The organism is Pseudomonas sp. MF09150 (assembly GCF_059862355.1).
This window is the reverse complement of sequence record NZ_JCBCUS010000001.1, coordinates 1,209,426-1,232,526: the sequence shown is the minus strand read 5'-3', so window position 1 is coordinate 1,232,526 and position 23,101 is coordinate 1,209,426. Positions and strand designations below refer to the sequence as shown.

The 23,101-nt window shown below is 65.4% G+C and carries 23 protein-coding genes; 9 read left to right on the top strand and 14 right to left on the bottom strand.

Annotated features, from left to right (window positions below; genetic code table 11):
• Window positions 1-153: 153 nt before the first annotated feature.
• From AC19YX_RS05145 to AC19YX_RS05125, 5 genes are all read left to right on the top strand, one after another.
• A complete protein-coding gene (locus AC19YX_RS05145; RefSeq protein WP_020294512.1) occupies window positions 154-327 on the top strand; it encodes a DUF1427 family protein in 174 nt (57 codons plus the stop codon).
• Window positions 328-357: 30 nt separating this feature from the next.
• Window positions 358-1,314 (top strand): quinone oxidoreductase family protein, encoded by a 957-nt coding sequence (locus AC19YX_RS05140; RefSeq protein WP_500605817.1) that lies wholly within the window; start codon window positions 358-360, stop codon window positions 1,312-1,314.
• Between the two features lie 243 nt (window positions 1,315-1,557).
• A complete protein-coding gene (gene kynU / locus AC19YX_RS05135; protein WP_500605816.1) occupies window positions 1,558-2,805 on the top strand; it encodes a kynureninase in 1,248 nt (415 codons plus the stop codon).
• Between the two features lie 32 nt (window positions 2,806-2,837).
• Window positions 2,838-4,253 carry an amino acid permease gene (locus AC19YX_RS05130; RefSeq protein ID WP_500605815.1) on the top strand — a complete coding sequence of 472 codons (1,416 nt, stop codon included), beginning with the start codon at window positions 2,838-2,840 and terminating at the stop codon, window positions 4,251-4,253.
• A 134-nt stretch (window positions 4,254-4,387) separates the two neighbouring features.
• A complete protein-coding gene (locus AC19YX_RS05125) occupies window positions 4,388-5,716 on the top strand; it encodes an OprD family porin (protein WP_500605814.1) in 1,329 nt (442 codons plus the stop codon).
• A gap of 78 nt (window positions 5,717-5,794) precedes the next feature.
• On the opposite strand, the gene AC19YX_RS05120 is transcribed toward AC19YX_RS05125, so the two are convergent.
• From AC19YX_RS05120 to AC19YX_RS05075, 10 genes are all read right to left on the bottom strand, one after another.
• Entirely contained in the window at window positions 5,795-7,132 is a 1,338-nt protein-coding gene (locus tag AC19YX_RS05120) for an MFS transporter (protein ID WP_500605813.1), read from the bottom strand.
• A gap of 135 nt (window positions 7,133-7,267) precedes the next feature.
• Window positions 7,268-8,257: an amidohydrolase family protein gene (locus tag AC19YX_RS05115; protein ID WP_500605812.1), complete on the bottom strand. Its 990-nt coding sequence runs from the start codon at window positions 8,255-8,257 to the stop codon at window positions 7,268-7,270.
• Window positions 8,254-8,826: a 3-hydroxyanthranilate 3,4-dioxygenase gene (locus tag AC19YX_RS05110; RefSeq protein WP_078473657.1), complete on the bottom strand. Its 573-nt coding sequence runs from the start codon at window positions 8,824-8,826 to the stop codon at window positions 8,254-8,256. The genes AC19YX_RS05115 and AC19YX_RS05110 overlap by 4 nt, the downstream gene beginning before the upstream one ends.
• A gap of 17 nt (window positions 8,827-8,843) precedes the next feature.
• Window positions 8,844-9,290, bottom strand: coding sequence for a RidA family protein (locus AC19YX_RS05105; RefSeq protein WP_500605811.1), 447 nt, complete (start codon window positions 9,288-9,290; stop codon window positions 8,844-8,846).
• Window positions 9,287-10,078 (bottom strand): 2-keto-4-pentenoate hydratase, encoded by a 792-nt coding sequence (locus AC19YX_RS05100; protein ID WP_500605810.1) that lies wholly within the window; start codon window positions 10,076-10,078, stop codon window positions 9,287-9,289. Before AC19YX_RS05100 ends, AC19YX_RS05105 begins: the two co-directional genes overlap by 4 nt.
• A complete protein-coding gene (gene mhpE / locus AC19YX_RS05095) occupies window positions 10,075-11,112 on the bottom strand; it encodes a 4-hydroxy-2-oxovalerate aldolase (protein WP_500605809.1) in 1,038 nt (345 codons plus the stop codon). The genes AC19YX_RS05100 and mhpE overlap by 4 nt, the downstream gene beginning before the upstream one ends.
• Window positions 11,113-11,123: 11 nt before the next feature.
• Window positions 11,124-12,065 (bottom strand): acetaldehyde dehydrogenase (acetylating), encoded by a 942-nt coding sequence (locus AC19YX_RS05090; RefSeq protein WP_500605808.1) that lies wholly within the window; start codon window positions 12,063-12,065, stop codon window positions 11,124-11,126.
• A 14-nt stretch (window positions 12,066-12,079) separates the two neighbouring features.
• A complete protein-coding gene (locus AC19YX_RS05085; RefSeq protein ID WP_500605807.1) occupies window positions 12,080-12,892 on the bottom strand; it encodes a 2-keto-4-pentenoate hydratase in 813 nt (270 codons plus the stop codon).
• A 14-nt stretch (window positions 12,893-12,906) separates the two neighbouring features.
• On the bottom strand, window positions 12,907-14,373 hold the full coding sequence (locus AC19YX_RS05080; RefSeq protein ID WP_078473651.1) for a 2-hydroxymuconic semialdehyde dehydrogenase: 1,467 nt from the start codon (window positions 14,371-14,373) through the stop codon (window positions 12,907-12,909).
• A gap of 103 nt (window positions 14,374-14,476) precedes the next feature.
• Window positions 14,477-15,451, bottom strand: a complete 975-nt coding sequence (locus AC19YX_RS05075) for a LysR substrate-binding domain-containing protein (protein WP_500605806.1) — start codon at window positions 15,449-15,451, stop codon at window positions 14,477-14,479.
• Between the two features lie 271 nt (window positions 15,452-15,722).
• Between AC19YX_RS05075 and AC19YX_RS05070 the strand changes: the two genes are divergently transcribed.
• Window positions 15,723-16,085, top strand: a complete 363-nt coding sequence (locus tag AC19YX_RS05070) for a nuclear transport factor 2 family protein (protein WP_078473649.1) — start codon at window positions 15,723-15,725, stop codon at window positions 16,083-16,085.
• A 3-nt stretch (window positions 16,086-16,088) separates the two neighbouring features.
• Here AC19YX_RS05070 and AC19YX_RS05065 read toward each other — a convergent pair whose 3' ends face one another.
• Window positions 16,089-16,763 (bottom strand): histidine phosphatase family protein, encoded by a 675-nt coding sequence (locus AC19YX_RS05065; protein WP_078473648.1) that lies wholly within the window; start codon window positions 16,761-16,763, stop codon window positions 16,089-16,091.
• A 313-nt stretch (window positions 16,764-17,076) separates the two neighbouring features.
• Between AC19YX_RS05065 and AC19YX_RS05060 the strand changes: the two genes are divergently transcribed.
• Together AC19YX_RS05060 and AC19YX_RS05055 are read left to right on the top strand one after the other, a co-directional pair.
• Complete coding sequence (locus AC19YX_RS05060) at window positions 17,077-17,781, top strand: glutathione binding-like protein (protein ID WP_078473647.1); 705 nt, start codon at window positions 17,077-17,079, stop codon at window positions 17,779-17,781.
• Window positions 17,782-17,895: 114 nt separating this feature from the next.
• Window positions 17,896-18,738 (top strand): PhzF family phenazine biosynthesis protein, encoded by an 843-nt coding sequence (locus AC19YX_RS05055; protein ID WP_500605805.1) that lies wholly within the window; start codon window positions 17,896-17,898, stop codon window positions 18,736-18,738.
• Between the two features lie 39 nt (window positions 18,739-18,777).
• Here AC19YX_RS05055 and AC19YX_RS05050 read toward each other — a convergent pair whose 3' ends face one another.
• Window positions 18,778-19,398, bottom strand: coding sequence for a LysE family translocator (locus AC19YX_RS05050; RefSeq protein ID WP_078473645.1), 621 nt, complete (start codon window positions 19,396-19,398; stop codon window positions 18,778-18,780).
• Between the two features lie 175 nt (window positions 19,399-19,573).
• Between AC19YX_RS05050 and hemB the strand changes: the two genes are divergently transcribed.
• A complete protein-coding gene (hemB, locus tag AC19YX_RS05045) occupies window positions 19,574-20,548 on the top strand; it encodes a porphobilinogen synthase (protein WP_500605804.1) in 975 nt (324 codons plus the stop codon).
• A gap of 6 nt (window positions 20,549-20,554) precedes the next feature.
• Here the strand turns inward: hemB and AC19YX_RS05040 are convergent, their stop codons facing one another.
• Entirely contained in the window at window positions 20,555-21,469 is a 915-nt protein-coding gene (locus tag AC19YX_RS05040; RefSeq protein ID WP_500605803.1) for a LysR family transcriptional regulator, read from the bottom strand.
• 75 nt (window positions 21,470-21,544) lie between these two features.
• Entirely contained in the window at window positions 21,545-22,942 is a 1,398-nt protein-coding gene (locus AC19YX_RS05035; protein ID WP_500605802.1) for an FAD-binding oxidoreductase, read from the bottom strand.
• Window positions 22,943-23,101 lie beyond the last annotated feature (159 nt).

The following is a 23,101-nucleotide window of genomic DNA, read 5'->3' as shown; positions in this document are numbered from 1 at the left end:
GGGGCAGGGCAAGGGCGCTGGCGATGGCCGTGCGTCGACCCGGTGTCGCGCCTCATCTTGGCCGAAATTCAGAAGCCCTTGACCGATCGCCTGGGAGGCACCTGCCTACACTCGCGGCATGCCCAATCACTCCCGCCCCCCATGGAGTCTGTCATGAGTTACCTCATTTCCCTGGCCATCGGCCTGGGCGTCGGCTTGCTCTATGGCGCCCTGAACGTTCGTTCTCCGGCACCTCCGGCCATCGCCCTGGTGGGCCTGCTCGGCATGTTGGCCGGGGAGCAGCTGTGGCCCATCGGGCGGCAGTGGCTCAGTGGCTGGTGGTCCTGAAACCCCTTACTCAGTTGGATGAAGACACTTATGAAAGCACTGCAATTTTCCCGTACCGGTGACCTCGCGGCGCTGCAATCGGTCGAGGTGCCGACCCCGGTGCCGGGCGCCGGGCAGGTATTGGTGCAGATCAAGGCGGCGGGCCTCAACCCCAGTGATGTGAAGAACGTGCTGGGGCGCTTTCCCTACACCACCTTGCCGCGCATCCCCGGGCGCGATTTTGCCGGGGTGGTGGTGGACGGGCCGCAGGCGCTGCTGGGGCAGGAAGTCTGGGGCACCGGCAAGGAACTGGGCTTTTTCGCCGATGGCTGCCATGCCGAGTACGTGGTGCTGTCGGCCAAGGGCGTGGCGCCTAAACCCCGGCACCTGAGTTTTGCCCAGGCCGCCAGCCTGGGGGTGCCGTACACCACGGCCTGGGATGCCTTGCAACGCAGCCAGGTGGGCTCGGGTACGCGTCTGCTGGTGATCGGCGGTGGTGCCGTGGCCACTGCGGCCCTGGCCCTGGCCAAGGTCAGCGGTGCCCAGGTACTGGCGGCGGTGCGTCGACCCGAGCAGGCCGAGGCGCTGCGGGCCCAGGGGTATGCCACCTTGCAATTGACCGAGTCCGAAGCCTTGGCGGCGCAGGTCAATGACCTCTACAGCGGCGGTGCCGAGGTGATTTTCGACACCACCGGCTTCTGGTTGCCGGCCGCGGTGCCGGCCCTGGCCCCGTTTGGTCGCATCGCGATCATCGCCGCACCGGTCGACGGCCACGTGCAACTGCCGGCCCTGGCCCTGTACCGGCGGGGCGGCTCGCTGGTGGGGATCAACTCTCTGCTGTACGGCGTCGACGCCTGCGCCCTGATGCTGGAGCAGTTTGGTCGGTTCTTCGATCAAGGCTTGCTGCCATTGCCCGAAGGCCTGGTAGAAGCGCCCCTGGAACAGGGGCTGGAGCGCTACGCACAGGTCAACCAAGGCACCAGCGAGAAAATAATCCTCGTGCCTTGATGCGCCACGGTGTCCTCACGGGCCAGCGTCCAAACGCGGCCCGAGCGGCTACAGGGGGTTTCCCGCGGGGTTTCCCCGCGGGGTGTTCGCGAGGGCTGCAGCGCTTGCGATGTCTATGTCGATTTGGAATACCCAGGGTCACCTTTTCTATTATCGGGTAATGGATGCCGGAGTTAGGATCCGCGGGCGTCTGTGGGCTGTCTGCCGCACCGACTAATAAGAACAATGCCCCGAGGGATCCGTATGTCCAGCTCGACCCCGCTCCGTACGCGCGATTATTGCGTTCATCTTGACCAGGTGGATGAACTCAGGCGTTTTCGCGCACGTTTTGATTTGCCCAGGGACCAGATCTACTTCGATGGCAACTCCATTGGCGCGATGCCGGCCCATGTGCCCGAGCGCATGGACAAGGTCTTGCGCCAGGAGTGGGCCCAGGGCCTGATCCGGTCCTGGAACGATGCCGACTGGTACCCGGCGCCGCAGCGCACCGGCGCCAAAATCGCCCGGCTGATCGGAGCCCAGGGACATGAGGTGATCGTCGCCGATTCGACCTCGATCAACCTGTTCAAGGTGCTGGTGGCGGCCCTGCGCATGCAGCCGGGGCGCAAGGTGATTCTGGCCGAGCGCGGCAACTTCCCCACCGACGTGTACATCGCCCAGGGCGTGGCCGAGCTGACCGCCTGCGAGTTGCGCTGCGTGGAGCCGGAGCAGGTGCTGGACGCCCTTGGCGAAGACGTGGCGATCCTCTCGCTGACCCACGTCAACTTCAAGTCCGGGCGCCGCTACGACATGGCGGCCATTACCGCCCGTGCCCACGAACTCGGGGTGCTGGTGGTCTGGGACCTGTGCCACTCGGCCGGGGCCATGCCCATCGAGCTGAACCAGGCCGGCGCCGACTTCGCCGTGGGCTGTGGCTACAAATACCTCAACGGTGGCCCGGGAGCGCCGGCATTCGTGTTTGTCGCCGAACGCCATATTCCCCAGGTGCGCCAGCCGCTCACCGGTTGGCACGGCCACGCCAAGCCTTTTGATTTCACCCACGACTACGTCCCGCACCCGACCATCGACCGCATGCTGGTGGGCACCGCGCCGCAACTCGGGGTATTGGCCCTGGAGGCCGCGCTGGAGGTGTTCGACGACGTCGACATGAGCGCCCTGCGGGCCAAGAGCGAAGCCCTGGGCGACCTGTTCATCGAGCTCTGCGATCAGCACCTGGGCGGGCTCGGTGTGGAGCTGCGCAGCCCGCGCGAGGCCGGGCAGCGCGGCAGCCAGGTGTCCCTGGCCCATGCCCAGGCCTACGCGGTGATGCAGGCACTGATCGCGCGCGGCATCATCGGCGACTTCCGCGCGCCGGACCTTTTGCGCTTCGGTTTCGCGCCGCTCTACAACGGTTACCAGGATGTCTGGGATGCCGTGGCCGCCCTCAAACACATCCTTGAACAACAAGAATGGGATCGCCCGGAATTCCTCGCCCGTAAATCGGTGACCTGAGTTCCCACGCCAAGCCCTGGAGCATGAATGTCATGACAAAAACAACACGCACATTCGAACAGGTTTCAGACCGCGAAAAAGGCCTCAAGCAGAGCCTGACCAGTGGCCAGCTGTCGATGATCGCCATCGGTGGCGCCATTGGTACCGGGCTGTTCCTGGGCAGTGGTTTCGCCATCGGCTTTGCCGGCCCCAGCGTGCTGATCAGCTACGGCATCGGCGCGGTGATCGCGCTGCTGCTGATGGGCTGCCTGGCGGAAATGACCGTGCGCCACCCGACCTCGGGTTCGTTCGGCTCGTTCGCCGAGTTCTACGTCGCGCCCTGGTTCGGCTTCGCCATCCGCTATGCCTACTGGGCCTCCATCGTGTTTGCCGTGGGCACCGAAATCACCGCGGCGGCGATGTACATGAAGTACTGGTACCCCGAGGTGCCGGGTGGCTACTGGATGGTCACCTTCTCGATGGCGCTGATTCTGGCCAACGCCTTCAGCGTCAAAGTGTTCGGCAGCATCGAGTATGTTTTTTCCTTGCTCAAGCTGTGCGCCATCGTCGGTTTTATCCTGCTCGGCGCCTGGGTGGTGTTCGACGCCCCGGCCCAATCGAGCATCGGCTTTGCCAACTACAGCAATGACCGCGGGTTCTTCCCCAATGGCCTGTGGGGCACCTGGGTGGCGGTGATCGTGGCGTTCTTCAGTTACCTGAGCATCGAGATGATCGCGGTCGCCGCCGGCGAGGCCAAGGACCCGCAACAGGCCGTGACCCGCGCCTTTCGCATTACCGTGGTGCGGCTGGTGGTGTTCTACCTGCTGACCATCGCGCTGGTCCTGGCCATTGTGCCCTGGGGCAAAAACAGCGGTGGCGAAAGCCCGTTCGTCACGGTGATGGCGGCCACCGGCATTCCCTATGCGGGCGCGGTGTTCAACGCGGTGATCCTGATTGCCGCGCTGTCGGCGATGAACAGCCAGCTGTACATCACCACCCGGCTGATGTTCAGCCTGTCGCGCGCGGGACAGGCCCCGGCGGTGTTCGGCAAGCTCAGCGAGAAGGGCGTGCCGTTGCCGGCGCTGCTGCTGTCGTCCCTGGGAATTGCCCTGGCGACCTTGCTCTACCTGGCGTACGCCGACAAGGCCTTCACCCTGATGATGTCGATTGCCATGTTCGGCGCGATGTTCACCTGGGCCGGGATCTTCCTTACCCACCTGTTCTTTCGTCGGCAACAGGGCGACCAGCCGCTGGCGTTCAAACTCTGGGGCTACCCCTGGACCAGCCTCGGCGGGTTGCTGCTGATGCTGGCGGTGATGGTCACCACGCTGTTCACCGCCGAGTTCGAATTGACCCTGTGGATCGGCCTGCCGTTCCTGGGGGTGATCCTGCTGATTTACTTCCTGCGTTTCCGGCACAAGGCGCCCCTCATTGCAGACGCCCCCAAGCCGTTGCCGATCCGTCACTGAGTACCCGGGGCCGGACACGGCCCCACCTTCACCCTGACCCTCCTGGACCGTTCCGGGCCGCTTATCGGCTTGGGCTCACGGCTGTGCGCGATGGCGCGTGCAGGCTTATTACAACAACAAGAAAAGAGGCACCCATGCGTCAACCAACCCATCCCCATACCCTGTTGCTGCTGCCCCTGCTGTGCTCGCTGCCGTTGGCGGCCGCGGCTGGCGAGGGCGAAAGCGGCTTTATCGAAGACAGCCACCTGACCCTGCTCAGCCGCAACTACTACCTCAACCGCAGCATCCAGGACGGGCGCCGCGACCGCAAAGACTGGACCCAGGGCTTTATCGCGCGTTTCAGCTCCGGCTTTACCCAAGGCACGGTCGGGGTCGGGGTCGATGCCTTCGGCACCCTGGGCCTGAAGCTGGATGCCTCGGGCGGCAAGATCGGCACCTACAACCTGCCGGTGCACGATAACGGCAAACCGGCGGACGAATACTCCAAGGGTGGCGCGGCGCTCAAGCTGCGGATTTCCGAGACCGTGCTGCGCTACGGCGAGCAGTCGGTGGACACCCCGGTGTTCGCCGTCGGCCACAACCGCCTGATTCCCCAGGCCGCCACCGGCTTTGCCCTCGACAGCCGGGAAGTGCAAGGCCTGACGCTGCGGGCCGGGCACTTCACCTCGGCCAGCGGCCACGTCACCACCAACAGTGACGGTGATCTCTGGGCGTTCTACGCCGGGGTCACCACGCCGTCGGTGGACTACCTGGGTGCCGACTACCAGTTCAGCGACAAGCTCGGTGCCAGCCTGTACACCGCACGCTTTGCAGACATCTGGAACCAGTACTACGCCAACTTCAACGGCAGTACCGACCTGGACGAGCGCCAGCAAGTGGGCTTCGACCTGAACCTGTACCGCACCGTCGACACCGGCCAGGCCAAGGCCGGGGCCATCGACAACACCACCCTTGGCGCATCGGTGTTCTACGGCCTGGGCGCCCATCGCCTGACCCTGGCCCTGCAGAATGTGGATGGCAACACGCCGTTCGACTACCTCGGGGTGGGCGATATCGACCGCAACGGGCGCAATGGCCGCGACCAGGGGGCGTCGATCTATCTGCCGAACTCGGCGCAGTATTCGGACTTCAACGGCCCCAACGAACGCTCCTGGCAATTGCGCTACGACCTGGCGATGGACAGCTACGGCGTACCGGGCCTGAAGCTGATGGCGCGCTACCTGCGCGGCTCCGGCATCGACGGTACGCACATGCCGGTGGGCAGCCCCTACGCTGGTTTCTACGGCAAGGACGGCACCCACCGCGAGAGCAACCTCGAAGCCCGTTACGTGGTGCAGAGCGGCCCGCTCAAGGACCTGAGCCTGCGCCTGCGGCAAACCTGGCACCGCGCCAATGCGGCCCAGGGCGAGGGCAATATCGATGAGTTCCGCCTGATCACCGACTACCCGCTGGATATTTTCTAAGCCGGTTGCCGCATAAAAAATGCCGCTGGGCCTGTTGGGCGCAGCGGCATTTTTTTCAGGTTCAGCAGTACCTGGCCATCAGCTCTCGACCGACGCCTCCTGGTGCCGGCCCTGGCTGTTCATCAGCATCAGCGCCAGGCTGGCGATCAGCACCGGCACCGCGATCCAGATAAAGAACTGCGGCAGGTCGCCCGCGCTGCTGAAGATCCAGCCGCCGAGCATCGAACCGATGATCGAGCCGGCGCGCCCGGCGGCCAGTGCCCAGCTGACGCCCGTGGCGCGCGAGCGGGTGGGGTACAGGGTCGCGGCCAGGACACTGAGGTTGTTCAGGGTCCCGGTCAGGCTGAAACCGGCCAGGAACACAATCGCCAGCAAGCGTGCGCCGTGCTCCAACTGGCTGCCGGTGCAGGCCAGGGCCACGGCGCCGGTCAGGCACAGCAGCGGCAGCACGCGCAGGGCGCCCAGGCGGTCCATCAGCAAGGCCATGGCGATCCCGCCGAGCACTCCGCCCAGGGGAATCATCGCGCTGATCTGCGCCGCATTCGCCGTGCTGTAGCCGCTGCCGCGGAGCACGGTGGGCAGCCAGTTGGTCAGCAGGTAGAACACAAACAGGCAGCAGAAGAAGGTCAGCCACAGCAGCAGGGTGCGGGCCATCTGGCCCTGGCTGAACAGCGCCGCCACCGACGAGTGCCCGGCGCGTTGCGCGGCGTCGCCGATAAAGCGCACACCGTGCCAATCCTCGCGCCCGCTGATGCGCTCCACCGTGCGCCGCAACGCGGCCTGATGGCGCGGGCTGTCGGCCATGAAACACACCGACTCGGGCAAGGCGAACCACAACACCGGCCACAGCAGCAGCGGCGCCAGGCCACCGATCAACAGCAAGCCCTGCCAGCCCACCAGGGGCAGCAGCACCCCGGCCACCGCGCCGCCCAGGGCCAGGCCCAGGGTAAACCCGGAATAACTCAGGGTGACCAGCAGCATGCGCCGCCGCGCCGGTGAGTATTCGGAGCTCAGGGTGATGCAGTTGGGCAGCACCCCGCCCAGGCCGATGCCGGTGATAAAACGCAACACCGCCAGCACCTCCACCGACGGCGAGATCGCCGAGGCCAGGGTGCCGAGGGCGAAAATCAGCACACACACCAGCAGCACGCTCTTGCGCCCATGGCGGTCGGCCAGGGGGCCAAAGCAGAAGCTGCCCAGTAGCATGCCGAACAGCCCGGCGCCAAACACCGGCGCCAGTTGGGCGCGCTCGATGTGCCAGCTTTGCAGGAGTTCCGGGGCGATGTAGCCGATGGCGGCGGTGTCGAAACCGTCCAGCAATACCACCAGGAAACACAGGACCAGCACCCGTATCTGCAAACGCGAGAGCGGGCTCTGGTCGATCAGTTCAGTGAGGTTTTGCGTGCTGTGGGACATGGCTTGCTCCTTGTGATTGTTGTTGGAGTTGAGCGCAGCGAAGCTGTCTGGCGGCCACAGTCGCCCGTTACCGGGCACGCCCGGCGCGTTGTACCAGCGCCGTCAGACAGGGGGTGGGCCGTCGGGGCCCGGGGATCAGTGCAGGTCGAAGAAGGCCTGGGCGTTGCCGGCGAGGATCTGTGCCTGCTGGGCGCGGTCCAGTTGCGGGTGTTCCAGGACCCCGGCACCGATGCGTTGCTCGCCGAGGGGGAAGGGCGAGTCGGAACCGAGCATCACCCGGTCGCTGCCCATCACGTCCACCAGCAGTTTGAGCGCGCCCGGGTCGAACACCGCCGAGTCGACGAAGAAGCGTTTGACGTAGCTCGACGGCAACTGCGGACAGTCCTCGCGCACGATGTCGCGGTGCAGCCAGGCGTTGTCCACCCGCCCCAGCAAAAAGGCAAAGCCGCCGCCACCATGGGCGAAGCAGATACGCAGCGACTCGGGCAGGCGCTCGAAGGCCCCGGACAGGATCAGCGATAGAATCCCCAACTGGGTCTCCGCCGGCATCGCCACCAGCCACGGCAGCATCCATTTTTTCATGCGTTCGCCGCCCATCATGTCCCAGGGGTGCACCAGCACCGGGATGTTGTCGTGGGCGCAGTGAGTGAGGAAGCTCACCAGGTTGTCGTGGTCCAGGTCATGGTTGCCCACATGGTTGCCGATCTGCACCCCGATGTGCCCACAGGCCTTGGCCCGGCTGGCTTCGCGGCAGGCGGCGTCGAGGTCCTGCAGTGGCACCTGGGCCAGGACCTTGAGTCGCTCGGGAGCGCTGGCGGTCATTTCCAGGGCGCGGTCGTTCATCAACTGGGCCCAGGGCAGGGCCTTGGCGATGGGCGCGTCGTAGGCAAACATCACCGGCGTGGCGCACATGACCTGCTGGTCCAGGCCTTGCTCGTCGAGGTGCTCGATGCGCCGCTGCGGGTCCCAGAGCACGTCGTGCACCGGGCGAAAGGCCTTGTCGCCGACCATGATCTGGCCCTTGCGCCCCTCACGCTGCAACCAGGGCGCGCGCTCGGGGTTGAGCCGAGCCGCCTCGGCCTGGCTGATGGGGGGGAAGAAGTGCGAGTGGATATCGATTTTCATGGGTGCTTCGCTGCGTTGAGGGTTCGGTGCCAGGTCTGCCAGTCGCGGCCAGGGTGGGTTTCGCCGCATTCATTGCAGCGCCGCTCGCTGTCGCTGGTGGCGTAGAACTGTTCGTACACCGGCGGCAGGTCGTGGACGATGCTCTGCAACTGCATCTCGTAGCGCTTGATCAGGGTGCCGCAATGGGCGCACGACCATTGCAGCGCGTCATGCAGGCCCTGGGGCCGCTGGCGCTCGATGACCAGGCACAGGCTGCCGGGCTCCGGGCGCTGGGGCGAGTGGATGACGTGGGGCGCCATCAGGTAGATATCGCCCTCGCGCAAATCGATGCGCTCATAGCGCCCACGGTCCCAGATATTGAGGTAGGCGTTGCCCCGGAACTGGTAGAAAAACTCCTCCACCGGGTCATCGTGAAAGTCGGTGCGCTGGTTCGGGCCACCGACCACCGTGACCATGAAATCGGCGTCCTGCCACACCTGGCGGTTGCCCACGGGGGGCTTGAGCAGGTGTGCGTGTTCGTCGATCCAGCGGTTGAAGTTGAAGGGTGGGCTGTAGTGATGCTTGTCCATGTTCGAGGTGCTCTTTTTTATTGTTGTTCTGGGGCGCCACCGCGATCGAGCGGGGCGTAGGCCACGGCCTTGATTTCGATCCGCAGGTGCGGGTGCGGCAATTGATGCACGGCCACGGTGGTACGGGTCGGGCCGCTTTCATTGAAGTACTCGGCGTAGACCTGGTTGTAGCCGCCGAAGTCGTTCATATCGACCAGGTAGCTGCACAGTTCCACCAGGTCCTGCAGGCCGGCATTTTCGCTGGCGAGGATATCGCGAATGTTCTCGATGACGGCGCGGGTCTGGGCACGAATGTCCAGGCAGGTGGTGCCCATGGCGTCGACTTCGACCCCGTCGAAACTGTTGTCCGGGCGCCGCGAGCTGGTGCCCGAGACATAGAGAAAATCCCCTGCGCGCCGGATATGGGGGAAGCGCCCCCGGGGCGTGGCCTTGCCGGCCACCACGGTCGAGCGGCTGGCGGTCATGGCGCGACTCCCGGGCGGGTGCCGCTGCAGGTGAAGCCACATTCGCCGTAGCCGGCGATCTCCACCGCGACGTGGCTCCCGGGCACCAGGGCAACCGCAGCGGTGGCGGCGCCGGCCATGATCAGGCTGCCGGCCGGCAGGGCGATTTCGGCCTTGGCCAACAGCTGCGAGGCCTGCACCAGGCTGCGCAACGGATGGCCGAGAATCGCCGCGCTGGAGCCGCATTCCACCAGGCGTCCGTCGACACGCAACAGCACCCCGGCATTGGCCAGGCCGCTGAAATCCCGGGACCAGGCGCCCAACACCAGCCCGGCCGATGAACAGTTATCCGCCACCACGTCCTCCAGGCTGAACTTGAAGGCCTGGTAGCGCGAGTCGATGATCTCGATCGCCGGGGCCACCGCTTCCAGGTAGTCGGCGGCTTCGAGCTGGGTCAGTGGGCCGTCGATGGCGCGTTTGGTGAGAAAGCACAGCTCGGGTTCGGCCCGGGGGTGGATGTAGCGCGACAGGTCCACCAGGCCGCCGTCCTCTTCGAGCATGGCGTCGGTCAGCCAGCCCCAGATCAGGCTGTCGACCCCCATCTGGATCATCTTCGCGCGGCTGGTAAACCCCAGCTTCACGCCGATCATGCGTTCGCCATCGGCGTAGCGGTGCTGCATCGAGGCGCGCTGGATCCGGTAGGCCTGTTCCAGGCTGAACGGGGTGACGCTGCTGAATTGCACCAGGGCTTCGGCGCGGCGCGCGGCCTGGTCGAGGGCGTGGGCGATACGGGCGGTATCGGGGGTCATGGGCGCTGCTCCTGAGGGTGGGCGAGAAGGTCGAGGGCGACGTCGACGATCATGTCTTCCTGGCCGCCGACCATGCGCCGGCGGCCCAGCTCGACCAGGATGTCGACGGTTTTCAGGCCGTACCGGGCGGCGGCCACTTCGGCGTGGCGCAGGAAGCTCGAATAGACCCCGGCATAGCCCAGAGCCAGGGTTTCGCGGTCGACCCGCACCGGGCGATCCTGCAGGGGCCGCACCAGGTCGTCGGCGGCATCCATCAAGGCATAGAGGTCGGTGCCGTGGTCCCAGCCGAGCTTGTCGGCGGCGGCGATAAACACTTCCAGCGGTGCGTTGCCGGCGCCGGCGCCCATGCCGGCAAGGCTGGCGTCGATGCGGTTGCAGCCTTCTTCCACGGCGACCATGGAGTTGGCCACCCCCAGGCCGAGGTTGTGGTGGGCGTGCATGCCGGTCGCGGTCTCGGGCTTGAGCACGGCCTTGAAGGCACGGAAGCGCTCGCGAATGTCCTGCATGTTCATCGCGCCGCCGGAGTCGACCACGTAGATGCAGGTGGCGCCGTAGCTTTCCATCAGCAGCGCCTGCCGGGCCAGTTCGGCTGGCGCCAGCATGTGGCTCATCATCAGGAAACCCACGGTGTCCATGCCCAGTTCCCGGGCGGCCTCGATGTGCTGGCGCGACACGTCGGCTTCGGTGCAATGGGTGGCGACCCGCACGATGCGGGCACCGGCGTTGTAGGCGGCCTTGAGGTCATGCACGGTGCCGATCCCGGGCAGCAGCAGGGTGGCGATCCGGGCGTGGCGCACCACGTCGGCGGCGGCTTCGATCCACTCCAGGTCGCTGTGGGCGCCGAACCCGTAGTTGAAGCTGGAGCCTTGCAGGCCGTCGCCGTGGGCCACTTCGATGCTGTCGACCCGGGCGGCATCCAGGGCCTGGGCGATGCGCTGCACCTGGTCCAGTGAGTATTGATGGCGCACGGCGTGCATGCCGTCGCGCAGGGTCACGTCGCTGATGTACAGCGGGGTGTTGGGGATTGCAGTCATGGCGCGGTTCCTCAGCGGCAGTGGCTCATGGACTGGGCCATGCGTTCGGCGGTGGCCAACGCGGCGCAGGTCATGATGTCGAGGTTGCCGGCGTAGGCAGGCAGGTAGTGGGCGGCGCCTTCGACTTCAAGAAAGATCGAGGTCTTGAGGCCACTGAAGCGTCCGATCCCGGGCAGGTACAACGGCGCGTCGGCGTTGATCGGGTCGAACTGCACCTGCTGCTTGAGGCGATAGCCGGGCACATAGGCCTGGACCGCCGCGGCCATCTCTTCGATCGAGGCGGCGACCCGCTGCGGATCGGCGGCGGCCGACAGCACGTACACCGTGTCGCGCATCATCAGCGGCGGCTCGGCCGGGTTCATGACGATGATCGCCTTGCCCCTGGCTGCGCCTCCGATGACTTCGATGGCCTTGGCCGTGGTTTCGGTGAACTCGTCGATATTGGCCCGGGTCCCGGGACCGGCGGATTTGCTGGCGATCGAGGCGATGATTTCCGCGTAATGCACGGTCGCTACCCGTGACACCGCAGCGACCATGGGAATGGTCGCCTGGCCGCCGCAGGTGATCAGGTTGACGTTGAGCTGGTCGAGGTTGTGTTCCAGGTTGACCACCGGCACGCAATACGGGCCGATGGCCGCCGGGGTCAGGTCGATCAGGCGGATGCCCGGCCGGGCCTGGCGCAGCAGGGCGTCGTTGCGCACGTGGGCGGTGGCCGAGGTGGCGTCGAACACGATCTGGATCTCGGCGAACTGCGGCATCCGCAGCAGGCCTTCGACCCCTTCATGGGTGGTGGCCACGCCCAGCCGGCGCGCGCGTTCAAGGCCGTCGGAGGCGGGGTCGATGCCAACCATCACGCTGATCTCCAGGTGCCGGGCCTGGCGCAGAATCTTCAGCATCAGGTCGCTGCCGATATTGCCCGAGCCGATGATGGCGGCTTTTATTTTCGGTTGCATGTGCCAGTCCTTGTTCAGTGCGCGGCGGCGAAGGCGGCGGTGACGCTGCCCAGGCCCTGGATATGCGCGGTAAAGCTGTCGCCGGGCCGGGCCACGACCATCGGCCCCAGGGCTCCAGTGAGCAGCACGTCGCCGGCACGCAGGGGCTGGCCGAGGCGCACCTGGGTGTCGGCCAGCCACAGGGCGGCGTTCAGCGGGTTGTCCATGCAGGCCGCGCCGGCGCCGACCGAGACCGGCTCGCCGCGCAGGGTCATGTGCATGCCGCAGCGCACCAGGTCCAGGGTCGCCAGTGGCACCGGGCGGCTGCCGAGCACGAACAGGCCGGAGGAGGCGTTGTCGGCGATGGTGTCGAGCAGGCGGATGTCCCAGTTGGCGATGCGGCTGCCGACGATTTCGATGGCCGGCAGGGCAAAGGCGGTGGCGCGGATCAGGTCGGCCACGGTGTGCCGCTCATGGGTCAGGTCGTGCTCCAGGATCAGGGCGATCTCCGCCTCGACCTTGGGTTGCAGGGTGTCGGTCCAGGCGATGGGCTGGCCATCACCCCGGGCCATGTCGGCGAACAGCTGGCCGAAGTCCGGTTGCTCCACTCCCAGCTGTTGCTGCACGACGCGCGAGGTGAGGCCGATCTTGTGCCCCACCGGGCGCCGTCCGGCCGCAATCGCTCGTTGGTTGTTATGGCGTTGCACGGCATAGGCCAGGTCGATGGCGGCCTGTTGCGGCAGGTCGGCCTGGGCGCTGGCGATCAGCTCGCGCAGCGGGGCGCAGGGCTGGCCGGTGAGCTGGGCCTGGTGCAGGCGCTCGGCGGCTTGAAGAAGTGCTGCATGCATGGGGAAGCTCCCGCTCAAGGGTTGACGCAAATGGTGGTGATCGCGGAGTAGAAATCCAGGGAATGGTGGCCGCCTTCGCGACCCAGGCCCGACAGCCGCGCACCGCCGAACGGGGTGCGCAGGTCGCGCAGGAACCAGGTATTGACCCACACCATGCCCACGTGAAAACGCCGCGACACCTGGTGCGCGCGCTTCAGGTCGCGGGTCCACAGGGCAGTGGCCAGGCCGTAGGCGCAATCGTTGACCCGGCGCACCACTTCGTCCTCGCTGTCGAACGGGGCGATATGGCACACCGGGCCGAACACCTCTTCGCGCATGCAGCGCGCGTCGTCGCCGAGCCCGGTCCAGATGGTCGGCTGCACGTAGGCGCCGTTGTCCCGGGCATCGCCAAAGTGCGGCACGCCGCCCCCGGTGACCTGGGTCGCGCCTTCATCCCGGGCCAGCTGGAAATAGCCGAGGACCTTGTCCCTATGCTTGTGGGAGATCAGCGAGCCCATGTTGACCCCGTCTTCATCCGGGTAGCCGATCTTCAGTGCCTCGGCCCCGGCCGCCATGGCCGCGACAAACCGCTCGTAGATCGGCCGTTCGACGTACACCCGTTCCGAGCACAGGCAGACCTGGCCCGAGTTGCTGAAGCTTGAGCGCAAGACCCCGGCCACGGCGGCGTCGAAATCGCAGTCGGCAAACACCACCGCTGCGTTCTTGCCCCCCAGTTCGAAGGACACTTCACGCACCCCTTCGGCGGCGGCTTTCATGATGGTCGAACCGGTGCGGGTCTCGCCGGTGAAGGTAATGGCGTCGACGTCCGGGTTGCGGGTCAGGAACTCGCCCGTGGACTGCGGGCCGAAGCCGTGCACCAGGTTGAATACGCCGCTGGGCAGGCCGGCATCGCGCATGACCTCGGCCAGCAGGGTGGCGCTGGAGGGCGAGTCTTCCGACGGCTTGACCACCACCGAGTTGCCGCAGGCCAGGGCCGGGGCGACTTTCCAGGTCAGCAGCAACAGCGGCAGGTTCCACGGCGAGATGATCGCCACCACGCCATGGGGTTTGCGCACGGTGTAGCTGAACACCTCGTTGCCATCGGCGGCGCGCATCTCGAAATACTCGCCGCCGGACTGGCGCAGCAGCTCGGCGAAGGTGCGGAAGTTGTGCACGGCGCGGGCGATGTCCAGGGTTCGCGCCTGATGCACCGGGCGCCCGGTGTCGGCGACTTCGGCGGCCACGAACTCTTCGAAACGCTGCTCGATGCCCTGGGCGATGCGCAGCAGCATGTCGGCGCGCTGGCTGCTGCTGTAAGCGGCCCAGGGGCCTGCCTGGGCAGCGCGGGCGGCGGCCACGGCCTGGTCGACCTGATGGGCGTCGGCCTCGCAGACCTGACTCAGCTGGCGGCCGTCGATGGGCGAGATGTTGGCAAAGGTCTTGGCGCTGGCGACAAATTCGCCGGCGATGAAATGGCGCAACAGGGGCAGGGCAGTGGACACGCGAACCTCCGGAACTTGGGTTTCGGAGCGAGTGTAGGCAGGCCAAGTATTAGTTAATAATCAAATACTCCGGGTTGTCTATTAGTGATTGGAATACATGGGTTCAGGTCTCGAGGCTGGCCTGCTGTGGGTCCGAATCTTCGCGGGCGGCCAGGTACAGGCATTCGCGGAACAGGCGCGCGGCCGGGCCCAGGTTGCGGGCATTGGAGAAGAAACAGCCGATATCGCCGAACTGCATCGGAGCCCCCAGATCGAAGGCCTTGAGCATGCCGGCCGCGACAAACTGCAGGGTCGCCTCGTAGGGCATCAGGGCCACGGTGCGCTGGTCCTGCATCAGGCTGAGGTTGGTCAGGATCGACAGCGACTCTGCAACATTGTCCGGCGTCGACAGCCCGGCGGCGGCGAACATCTGGTCGGACGTGCGGCGCAGCAGCGAGTCGCGGGTCGGCAGCACCCAGGGGTAGGCGTGCAGGTCGTGCAGGCTGATGGCGCCCTTGCCATGCAGCGGGTGCGCGGCCCCAGCGACCACACTCAACTCTTCGCCATACAGCACCTCGACGTCCAGGCTCGGCGACTGGTTGCGCCAGCTCCAGTCGTCCGGAACCCGGCCCACCACCAGGTCCACTTCGCCCACCGCGAGCGCCGGGAACAACTGGTCCATCTGCCCTACGCGCAACGACACCAGGACCCCGGGCGCCCGTTGCTTGAGCAGGCGAATGGCCTTGGGCAGCAGCGAGGTCGAGGCGGAAATCAGCGTGCCGACCATGACCTGGCCCGCGGTGCCTTCCTGAAAGGCGTTGACCTCGTCGGTCAGCGAGCGCAGTTCGGCCAGCAGCGACTTGGCCCGCAGTACCACCAGTTCGCCGAGCTCGGTGGCCGTGACCCCGCGGTTGCTGCGTACCAGCAGCGGTGCGTCGAAATAGGATTCCAGCTCGTGGATGATCTTGGTCACCGCCGGCTGGGTCAGGTTCAGCGCCTGGGCCGCGCGTACCAGCGAGCCGCTTTGCAGCACCTGGTCGAACACCAGCAGTTGGTAGAATTTGAGCTTGCGGGCAATGGAGATGGTGGTGAATTTCATGCAGGGCCTCGGTTCGTTCGCTGGGGTCGCCGCGTGGCGCCGGGCAAGACTAACCAAAGCTGCGGGCTTTTGCTCCTTTGGCACGGCGTACCGTGCTGGCCGGGTTGTCAGCGGCGCGGCAAGAGGCTGGACAGGGGGGGCGCCACCGGTTAATGATCGGGCGCCGTTTATTTCAGCCTACGGGCTGCAACACGCCTGAGTGCGTGATGCCGCGGCATCGATGACGTGGCCAGGAGGCCTGGCCTGTCGATTATCCAAGGAGGAGAACCCCATGAGTCTGCATCAACAATTGCTCGATCTGGAAAACCGCCTGCTGCAGGCCGAGGTCCGCGCCGACCGCGAAAAGTTGCGGGCACTGTTGGCCGAGGACTTTTTTGAGTTCGGCGCCAGCGGTGGCACCTGGCACCGTTCCGAAGTGCTGCAACGCCTGCCCGGGGATGAGTTCGTCGAGCGCAGCATCAGTGATTTTTCGGTCAAGCGTCTGTCGGACGTGCTGGTGCTGGCGACCTATCGCTGTCGTCGCGCCGAGACCGCCGGGCAGCCGGCGCTCGATTCCCGCCGCAGTTCGATCTGGCGCTTTGACCAGGGGCGCTGGCAGATGATCTTCCATCAGGGCACCCAGGTCCCGGCCTAGGGGTCAGCTCGGGCAACTTTCCTGGCCGTTGTCCAGGCCTTGCTTGTAGTTGCGGCTGAGCAGGGTGGCCTTGCCGTTGTGCCAGGTCAGGGTCAGCACATACAGGGTGTCGAAATCGTTGGAAGCCCAATCGTCGGTGATGGTGCGCTTATCGCCGACGGCTTCCTGGGCCACCTTGTTGATCAGTTCCGGCAGGTAACCGTGGGACCAGGCGGTGTAGATAATCGAGTTGTGGTAGCGGTCTTCGAGCAGCTCATCGGCCAGGGCACTGGTGTCGTTGGCCGAAAACTCGATGTTCACCGGCAGGCCGAGCTTGATTGCGCTGGGGCTGATGGTCATAAGCGGACGGATGTAGCTGTAGGAATTATCGAACTCGCCTTCTTCGACATTGCGCGTCGGGTTGGCGGCGAACACGTAGTCGGCCTTGCCGAATTTTTCGGGCAGCAGCGAGGCCAGGTCGATGGCGCGGTTCAGGCCCTGGCAATTGAGCTGGCCGAGACCGCCGGCGGGTTTTTCCGCGTGGCGCAGGAACACCAGGGTCTGGGTACCGTCGGCCGGCTGGGCGCGGCTCTCGCCGGACTCCAGCGACAGCAGCAGGCCGCTGACGAGCAACAGGGCCGGGAGCACGATGTAACCGCGATGTTTAAGGCGTTTGGCGAGGTTCAGCAGCTTGGTCATTGAATAGGTGTTCTTCAGCGCATTCGATTGAGGCTGACAAACCTTTGCACGGCACCCTGGCGGTGGCCTGTGGTTTTCCCTGTCATAAGCGATGCATCCACCCGAAGGTAGTTGTCTGAGTCCCTGCACGGCTTTTGGTTCGATCCTGGCAGGCTGATGGCACTGTATGCGCCTTGGCCCCAGGGTGTGAGCGAGCTTAACCACAGGATGTTGCCGATTTAAGAATGCGTCTCGCCGCGTGACGCTTATAATCGATCCGCCGCCGCTCTAGCGCCTGCGGCACAGCCCCCCTGACCGTCACTGGAAACCTGTCATGACTGATCTCTCAGCCTTTCCCATCACCCAGAAGTGGCCCGCGCAGTTTGCTGACTGGATACAGCTGTACTCCTTGCCCACGCCCAACGGGGTCAAGGTCTCGATCATGCTCGAGGAAATCGGCCTGCCCTACGAGCCGCACCGCGTCGGTTTCGACACCAACGATCAGTTGTCCGCCGAGTTCCTGTCGTTGAACCCCAACAACAAGATCCCGGCGATTCTCGACCCCCACGGCCCGGGCGACCAGCCGCTGGCCTTGTTCGAATCGGGGGCGATCCTGATTTACCTGGCCGATAAGAGCGGGCAATTGCTGGCCCAGGAATCGGCTGCGCGCTACGAGACGATCCAGTGGCTGATGTGGCAGATGGGCGGCATCGGCCCGATGTTCGGCCAGCTTGGCTTCTTCAATAAATTTGCCGGCAAGGACTACGAGGACAAGCGTCCGCGCGACCGTTACGTGGCTGAATCCAAGCGCCTGCTGGGCGTGCTCGAAGGGCGCCTGACCGGCCGTGACTGGATCATGGGCGAGCGCTACACCATCGCCGATATCGCGGTCTTCCCCTGGGTGCGCAACCTGATCGGCTTCTATGAGGCTGGCGATCTGGTGGGCTTCAAGGACTTCCCCAACGTGCAACGGGTGCTGGACCGCTTCCTGGCCCGGCCCGCCGTGATCCGCGGCCTGGAAATCCCCAAGCCGGTGTAAACCTGTAGCCGCTGCCGAAGGCTCGGGCCAGCGCCCGAACGCGGTCCGAGCCTGGCGGCTACAGCGCTATCCGATAACCCTTCTTCAGCGTGCTAATTCAACCCGGGAACGGCAATGCGCCAATTCGATTTCAGGCAAGTGGATGTGTTCAGTACCCAACCGCTCAAGGGCAATCCGCTGGCGGTGGTGCTGGGGGCCGATGAGTTGAGTGATGAGCGCATGGCGGCCTTCGCCCGCTGGACCAACCTCAGCGAAACCACCTTTGTGCTCAAGCCCCGGGACCCGCGGGCCGACTATCGGCTGCGGATTTTCACCACCCTGGAAGAGTTGCCCTTCGCCGGTCATCCGACCCTGGGCAGTTGCCATGCCTGGTTGCAAGCCGGTGGCGTGCCCCAGGGCGAGGAGGTGATTCAGGAGTGCGAGGTCGGCCTGGTGCGCATTCGGCGCCAGGGCGCGGACCTGGCTTTTCTCGCGCCGCCGCTGTTGCGCTCGGGTGCGGTCGAGCCCGAGTTGCTGGAGCAGGCGCGGCGTGGCCTGGGGTTGGCGCCGGGGGCGATTGTCGAGGCGCAATGGGTCGATAACGGCGCCGGCTGGATGGCGCTGATGCTCGCCGAACGCCAGCAAGTGCTGGAGTTGCAACCCGATTACCCGCAGCTGCAAGGCCTGGCCGTAGGCGTTATCGCCCCATGCGACCCGCAACGCGACGATACCGATGCGCAGTTTGAAGTGCGGGCCTTTATCGCCGGGGACGGCATGCCCGAAGACCCGGCCACCGGCAGCCTCAATGCCGGAATCGCCCAATGGCTGCTGGGTGCGGGCCTGGCGCCGTCGAGCTACGTGGTGAGCCAGGGCCTGAGCATGGGCCGGGCGGGCAGGATTCACGTGCAGCAGCGGGGCGAGGAAATCTGGATCGGTGGCGCGGTCGTGACCTGCATTCAGGGCCGCCTCGACCTGTGAGCCAACACCCGGCCCCCGGCGCACCGGGGGCCAGGGTCATCAGCGGTTGTTGGTCGCCAGCTTGATGCCAAAACCGATCAGCGCCAGGCCGGCAACCCGGGTCGCGATGCGCCGCGCCATGGGCAGGGCCTTGAGGCGGATCGCCGCGGCGTTGCCCAGGAGCACCAGGCCGACCTGATACACCAGGCTGATGGCGGTGATGTGCAGCATCATCACCAGCAGGGTCATGCTGGAGCCGTCCGGACGAATGAACAGCGGGAAAAACGCCACGAAAAACAGAATCACTTTCGGGTTGGTCATGGCCACGGCCAGCCCGGTGCGGAAATAGACCCAGCCCGAGGTTTTGGGCTCGAGCCCCGAGTCTTCCGCCTTAATCGGGGTGCGCAGCAACTGCACGCCCATCCAGCACAGGTAGGCCGCGCCGAACCATTGCAGGCCCTGGAACAACATTGGGTTGGCCTGCATCAGCGCGGCCAGCCCGGCGACGGCGGCGACCATATAGATGATGTCCCCGAGCAGGGTGCCCATCGCCGCGCCGATCCCCGCGTTGACGCCATTGCGCGCCGTGGCATTGAGAATGGTCAGGGTGCCGGCGCCAGGAATCATCTGGAAAATCACGATAGCGGCAATAAAACTGCCGTAGTTCTGGATATCGAACATCGGAGTGACTCCTGTCACGGGGGGGAGGCCAATACTAGTCAACAATTCCATTGTTACGAAAGCGGAAAAATACTCTTGGCAAAGCGGTGTTTGTGCCCTTGGCATTCAAGGCATAAGCTTTGCCCCTTTTTAGACTTTGGTCCTGTTTACACTTGGCCTGCCGTTAGGAAATCCCATGTCCAGCCAGTTCCCCGAAGCCCGTCCACGTCGCCTGCGTCGCACCGAGCAAATGCGCAGCCTGTTCCAGGAAACCGAGTTCACCCTCAACGACCTGGTGCTGCCCATTTTCGTCGAGGAAGAAATCGACGACTTCGTGCCGATCAAGAGCATGCCGGGGGTGATGCGCATCCCCGAGTCCAGGCTGGCGGGCGAAATCGAGCGCTACGCCCGGGCCGGGATCAAGTCGGTGATGACCTTTGGCGTGTCCCACCACCTGGACAGCACCGGCAGCGACACCTGGAATGACAACGGCCTGGTGTCGCGCATGTCGCGTATCGCCAAGGACGCCGTGCCGGAAATGATCGTGATGTCCGACACCTGCTTCTGCGAATACACCGACCACGGCCATTGCGGCGTGGTGCACGGCCATGAAGTGGACAATGACCAGACCCTGATCAACCTGGGCAAGCAGGCCGTGGCCGCGGCCCGTGCCGGCGCCGACGTGATCGCGCCGTCGGCGGCCATGGACGGTCAGGTCCAGGCCATTCGCCGGGCCCTGGACCAGGCCGGCTTCAGCCACGTGGCGATCATGGCCTACTCGACCAAGTTCGCCTCGGCGCTCTACGGCCCGTTCCGTGAAGCCGGCGGCAGCGCGCTCAAGGGTGACCGCAAGAGCTACCAGATGAACCCGATGAATCGCCGCGAAGCGGTGCGCGAGTCGTTGCTCGACGAGCAGGAAGGCGCTGATTCACTGATGGTCAAGCCGGCGGGGGCCTACCTCGACATCATTCGCGATATCCGTGAAGTGTCGCGCCTGCCGCTGACCGCGTATCAGGTCAGTGGCGAGTACGCCATGATCAAATTCGGCGCCCTGGCCGGTGCCATCGACGAGCAGCGGGTGGTGCGTGAAAGCCTGGGTTCGATCAAGCGTGCCGGCGCCGACCTGATTTTCACCTACTTCGCCATGGACCTGGCCCGCGACGGGATCTGACCCGGATCAGGCCGCAGCCGGCGGCAGGTGCTGCTCCAGCAGCGCCTGCAGGTTCTCCAGCGGGATCGATGCCGGCAGCCGGTTCCAGTTCATGTACAGGCCGATGCCCGGGTTCGGCGTCTGGCTGACCGGGGCCAGCGGGCGCAACACCAGCTCATCCCTGAGGCCGCTGGCGGCGAACGATTGCGGCACCAGGGCTACACCGAAACCGCAGGCCACCAGGCCCAGCAGGGTCTGGATCTGCGCCGCCTCCTGCACGATGCGCGGGTAGAAACCGGCGCTTTCGCACAAGGCAATCAACTGTGCGTGGTACCCGCTGCCCAGCACTTGCGGGGTAAACACAAAATCCTCGGTGGCACAGTCCTGCAACCGCACCTCGCTGTGCGCGGCCAGCGCGTGATCGCGGGGCAGGGCCAGCAGCACGGGTTCATCGAGAATCAGCCGTGACGCCAGATGACCGCCCGGCAGCGGCAACTGGCGCATAAAGGCGATGTCGCTGTCGCCGGTCAGCAGCGCCTTGGCCTGCTCGGCGGACGGCATCTCGCGGATGATCAACTGCACCTGCGGGTAGGCCTGGCGAAAGGCCTTGAGGCTGTGCAGCAAAAACGGGTAGCCGGCGATGGAAATGGCGGTGACCGTCAAGCTGCCGGCCATGCCCTTGGCCACTTTGCGTGCCTGTTCGACGCCGTGCTCCAGGGTCTGGAGGGTGGCGTGGGCGGTGGCGAGAAAGTCCGCGCCGGCCACGGTCAGCCGCACTTCGCGCTTGTCCCGGGTGAACAGGCTGAAGCCGAGTTTGTCTTCCAGGCGGTTGATTGCCTGGCTCAGGGGCGGCTGGGCCATGTGCAGGCGGATCGCCGCGCGGTGAAAATTCAGCTCCTGGGCCACGGCGATAAACTGCCTGAGCAGGCGGGTTTCGATCATTCGAGGGGTTCTCCGGGCAAGCGGCGAAGGGGCGGCAATCCATAGCATGAACGGGCAGTGTGCGTGGGCCCGGGTTTAACCTCCGACCCCATACGCATCCCACAATTTATTGCGAAATTTATTCCCTGGATCGACCCGTGCCTTGAGCGCAAAAAACTCGGGCGCCCGTGGATAGGCCGCGCGAAACTGCGCCGGCGTGGCGTGGATCTGGTAGGGCAGGTAATAGCTGCCACCACGCTCGATCGCGCTGTCCACCAGGGTCCGGGTCCATTCCCGCACGTCATCCCGCGCTGCCGGCGCGGTGCTCTGCTGGTAATACAGTACGAGCGCGAAGACGTCGGTCTTGGCCCAGGCCAGCAGGGTGCCGGGATCTGCCTTGGCGTGGCGGATCGACAGGTTGATCACGTTGACCTGGTGCGCGCGCAGGGTGGCGCCCATCTCCTGGATAAAGCTCTCCAGTTGCGCCGGGGGCACGAAATATTCCTGCAGCACGTACGTGCGCTTGGCCCGGGAGTCGGGTTCTAGTTCGCGCACGTCGAGGCTGGCTTCGTGGTTGCGCCAGCTCACTTGTGGCTTCTTCAACACCAGCGGGTCGATCACATCCTGGCGCAGGGTCTTGCCCATGGGCCACTGGCTCACGACCTTCAAGGCTTTCTGTTCTTTCCAGTAGTTGCGGTCCAGGGGTGTCAGGCGTTCGGCGACGGTGAGCGGCAGCTCGGTCTGGCGGTAGGACACGGCGCGCAGGGTCTGATACTGGTCGGGGTAGAGCACGGCGTTGTGCAGGATGACCTTGGGATCGTGCTCGATCTGTTTGAAGAAAAAGGGCCGGTAGTCGCTCAGGGGCATCTCTTCGACGCTGCGCAACAGGCGCACGTTATCGCTCAGGCGCAGGGTGGCTTCGACTATCACCCCCAGGCCGCCGTAGCCGCCGATGGCGCCGTAGAACAGATCGGCGTTGTGCTGCGGGCTGGCCTCGACCACCTGACCGTCGGCCAGCACCAGCTTGATGGCCTTGACCGAGGTCACCAGCGGGCCATAACCGACGTAACGCCCGTGGGCGTTGACGCTCAGGGCGCCGCCAACGGTGAAGTTGGCGTAGCTCTGCATGATGCTGACAGACAGGTCATGGGGGTCGATAACGTCTTGCAGGGCCCGCCAGGTGATCCCCGGCTGGACCGTGATCTCCTTGCGCTCTTTGGAAAAATCCAGCACCCGGTTGAAACCGCGCATATCGATCTGCAACGCATGCTCGGTGGCGGTCTGGCCGCCCATGCTGTAGCGCCCGCCACCGATGGCGATGGGCCCGGGGTGGGTGGCCACCAGTTGCGCGATCTGCTCCAGGGTCGTGGGCCGGGCCACCTGGTCGACCACGATGGGGTTGAGCTGAGTGATGTCGTTGACGGTTTCTGCCGCGTGGGCATTCAGGGCGGTGCCGAGCGCACAGCAGAAAAACAGGCCGATCGCGAATCTCATTCGCCGTGTCCATCCTTGGTGGAGCGCCACCGGTTCGGGCGCGAGTGGCGGCAGAATAACTTTCTCGCCCGGTCCTGACCATGGGCCCCTGCCATCGGGTCGCCGCGCGGCGTTGTGGCTGATACCTGGAACGTCTCAAAAGCGCCTGTATTAAGTATT

Excerpts from the sequence above, each read along its gene's own strand:
- AC19YX_RS05115 (WP_500605812.1), bottom strand. The coding sequence starts at position 8,257 with ATGAAAATCGATATCCACTCGCACTTCTTCCCCCCCATCAGCCAGGCC.
- AC19YX_RS05055 (WP_500605805.1), top strand. The coding sequence starts at position 17,896 with ATGCGCCAATTCGATTTCAGGCAAGTGGATGTGTTCAGTACCCAACCG.
- hemB (WP_500605804.1), top strand. The coding sequence starts at position 19,574 with ATGTCCAGCCAGTTCCCCGAAGCCCGTCCACGTCGCCTGCGTCGCACC.
- AC19YX_RS05130 (WP_500605815.1), top strand. The coding sequence starts at position 2,838 with ATGACAAAAACAACACGCACATTCGAACAGGTTTCAGACCGCGAAAAA.
- AC19YX_RS05125 (WP_500605814.1), top strand. The coding sequence starts at position 4,388 with ATGCGTCAACCAACCCATCCCCATACCCTGTTGCTGCTGCCCCTGCTG.
- AC19YX_RS05145 (WP_020294512.1), top strand. The coding sequence starts at position 154 with ATGAGTTACCTCATTTCCCTGGCCATCGGCCTGGGCGTCGGCTTGCTC.
- AC19YX_RS05065 (WP_078473648.1), bottom strand. The coding sequence starts at position 16,763 with ATGACCAAGCTGCTGAACCTCGCCAAACGCCTTAAACATCGCGGTTAC.
- AC19YX_RS05100 (WP_500605810.1), bottom strand. The coding sequence starts at position 10,078 with ATGACCCCCGATACCGCCCGTATCGCCCACGCCCTCGACCAGGCCGCG.
- AC19YX_RS05060 (WP_078473647.1), top strand. The coding sequence starts at position 17,077 with ATGACTGATCTCTCAGCCTTTCCCATCACCCAGAAGTGGCCCGCGCAG.
- AC19YX_RS05035 (WP_500605802.1), bottom strand. The coding sequence starts at position 22,942 with ATGAGATTCGCGATCGGCCTGTTTTTCTGCTGTGCGCTCGGCACCGCC.
- AC19YX_RS05040 (WP_500605803.1), bottom strand. The coding sequence starts at position 21,469 with ATGATCGAAACCCGCCTGCTCAGGCAGTTTATCGCCGTGGCCCAGGAG.
- kynU (WP_500605816.1), top strand. The coding sequence starts at position 1,558 with ATGTCCAGCTCGACCCCGCTCCGTACGCGCGATTATTGCGTTCATCTT.
- AC19YX_RS05090 (WP_500605808.1), bottom strand. The coding sequence starts at position 12,065 with ATGCAACCGAAAATAAAAGCCGCCATCATCGGCTCGGGCAATATCGGC.
- AC19YX_RS05075 (WP_500605806.1), bottom strand. The coding sequence starts at position 15,451 with ATGAAATTCACCACCATCTCCATTGCCCGCAAGCTCAAATTCTACCAA.
- AC19YX_RS05070 (WP_078473649.1), top strand. The coding sequence starts at position 15,723 with ATGAGTCTGCATCAACAATTGCTCGATCTGGAAAACCGCCTGCTGCAG.
- AC19YX_RS05085 (WP_500605807.1), bottom strand. The coding sequence starts at position 12,892 with ATGCATGCAGCACTTCTTCAAGCCGCCGAGCGCCTGCACCAGGCCCAG.
- mhpE (WP_500605809.1), bottom strand. The coding sequence starts at position 11,112 with ATGACTGCAATCCCCAACACCCCGCTGTACATCAGCGACGTGACCCTG.
- AC19YX_RS05050 (WP_078473645.1), bottom strand. The coding sequence starts at position 19,398 with ATGTTCGATATCCAGAACTACGGCAGTTTTATTGCCGCTATCGTGATT.
- AC19YX_RS05110 (WP_078473657.1), bottom strand. The coding sequence starts at position 8,826 with ATGGACAAGCATCACTACAGCCCACCCTTCAACTTCAACCGCTGGATC.
- AC19YX_RS05140 (WP_500605817.1), top strand. The coding sequence starts at position 358 with ATGAAAGCACTGCAATTTTCCCGTACCGGTGACCTCGCGGCGCTGCAA.
- AC19YX_RS05120 (WP_500605813.1), bottom strand. The coding sequence starts at position 7,132 with ATGTCCCACAGCACGCAAAACCTCACTGAACTGATCGACCAGAGCCCG.
- AC19YX_RS05105 (WP_500605811.1), bottom strand. The coding sequence starts at position 9,290 with ATGACCGCCAGCCGCTCGACCGTGGTGGCCGGCAAGGCCACGCCCCGG.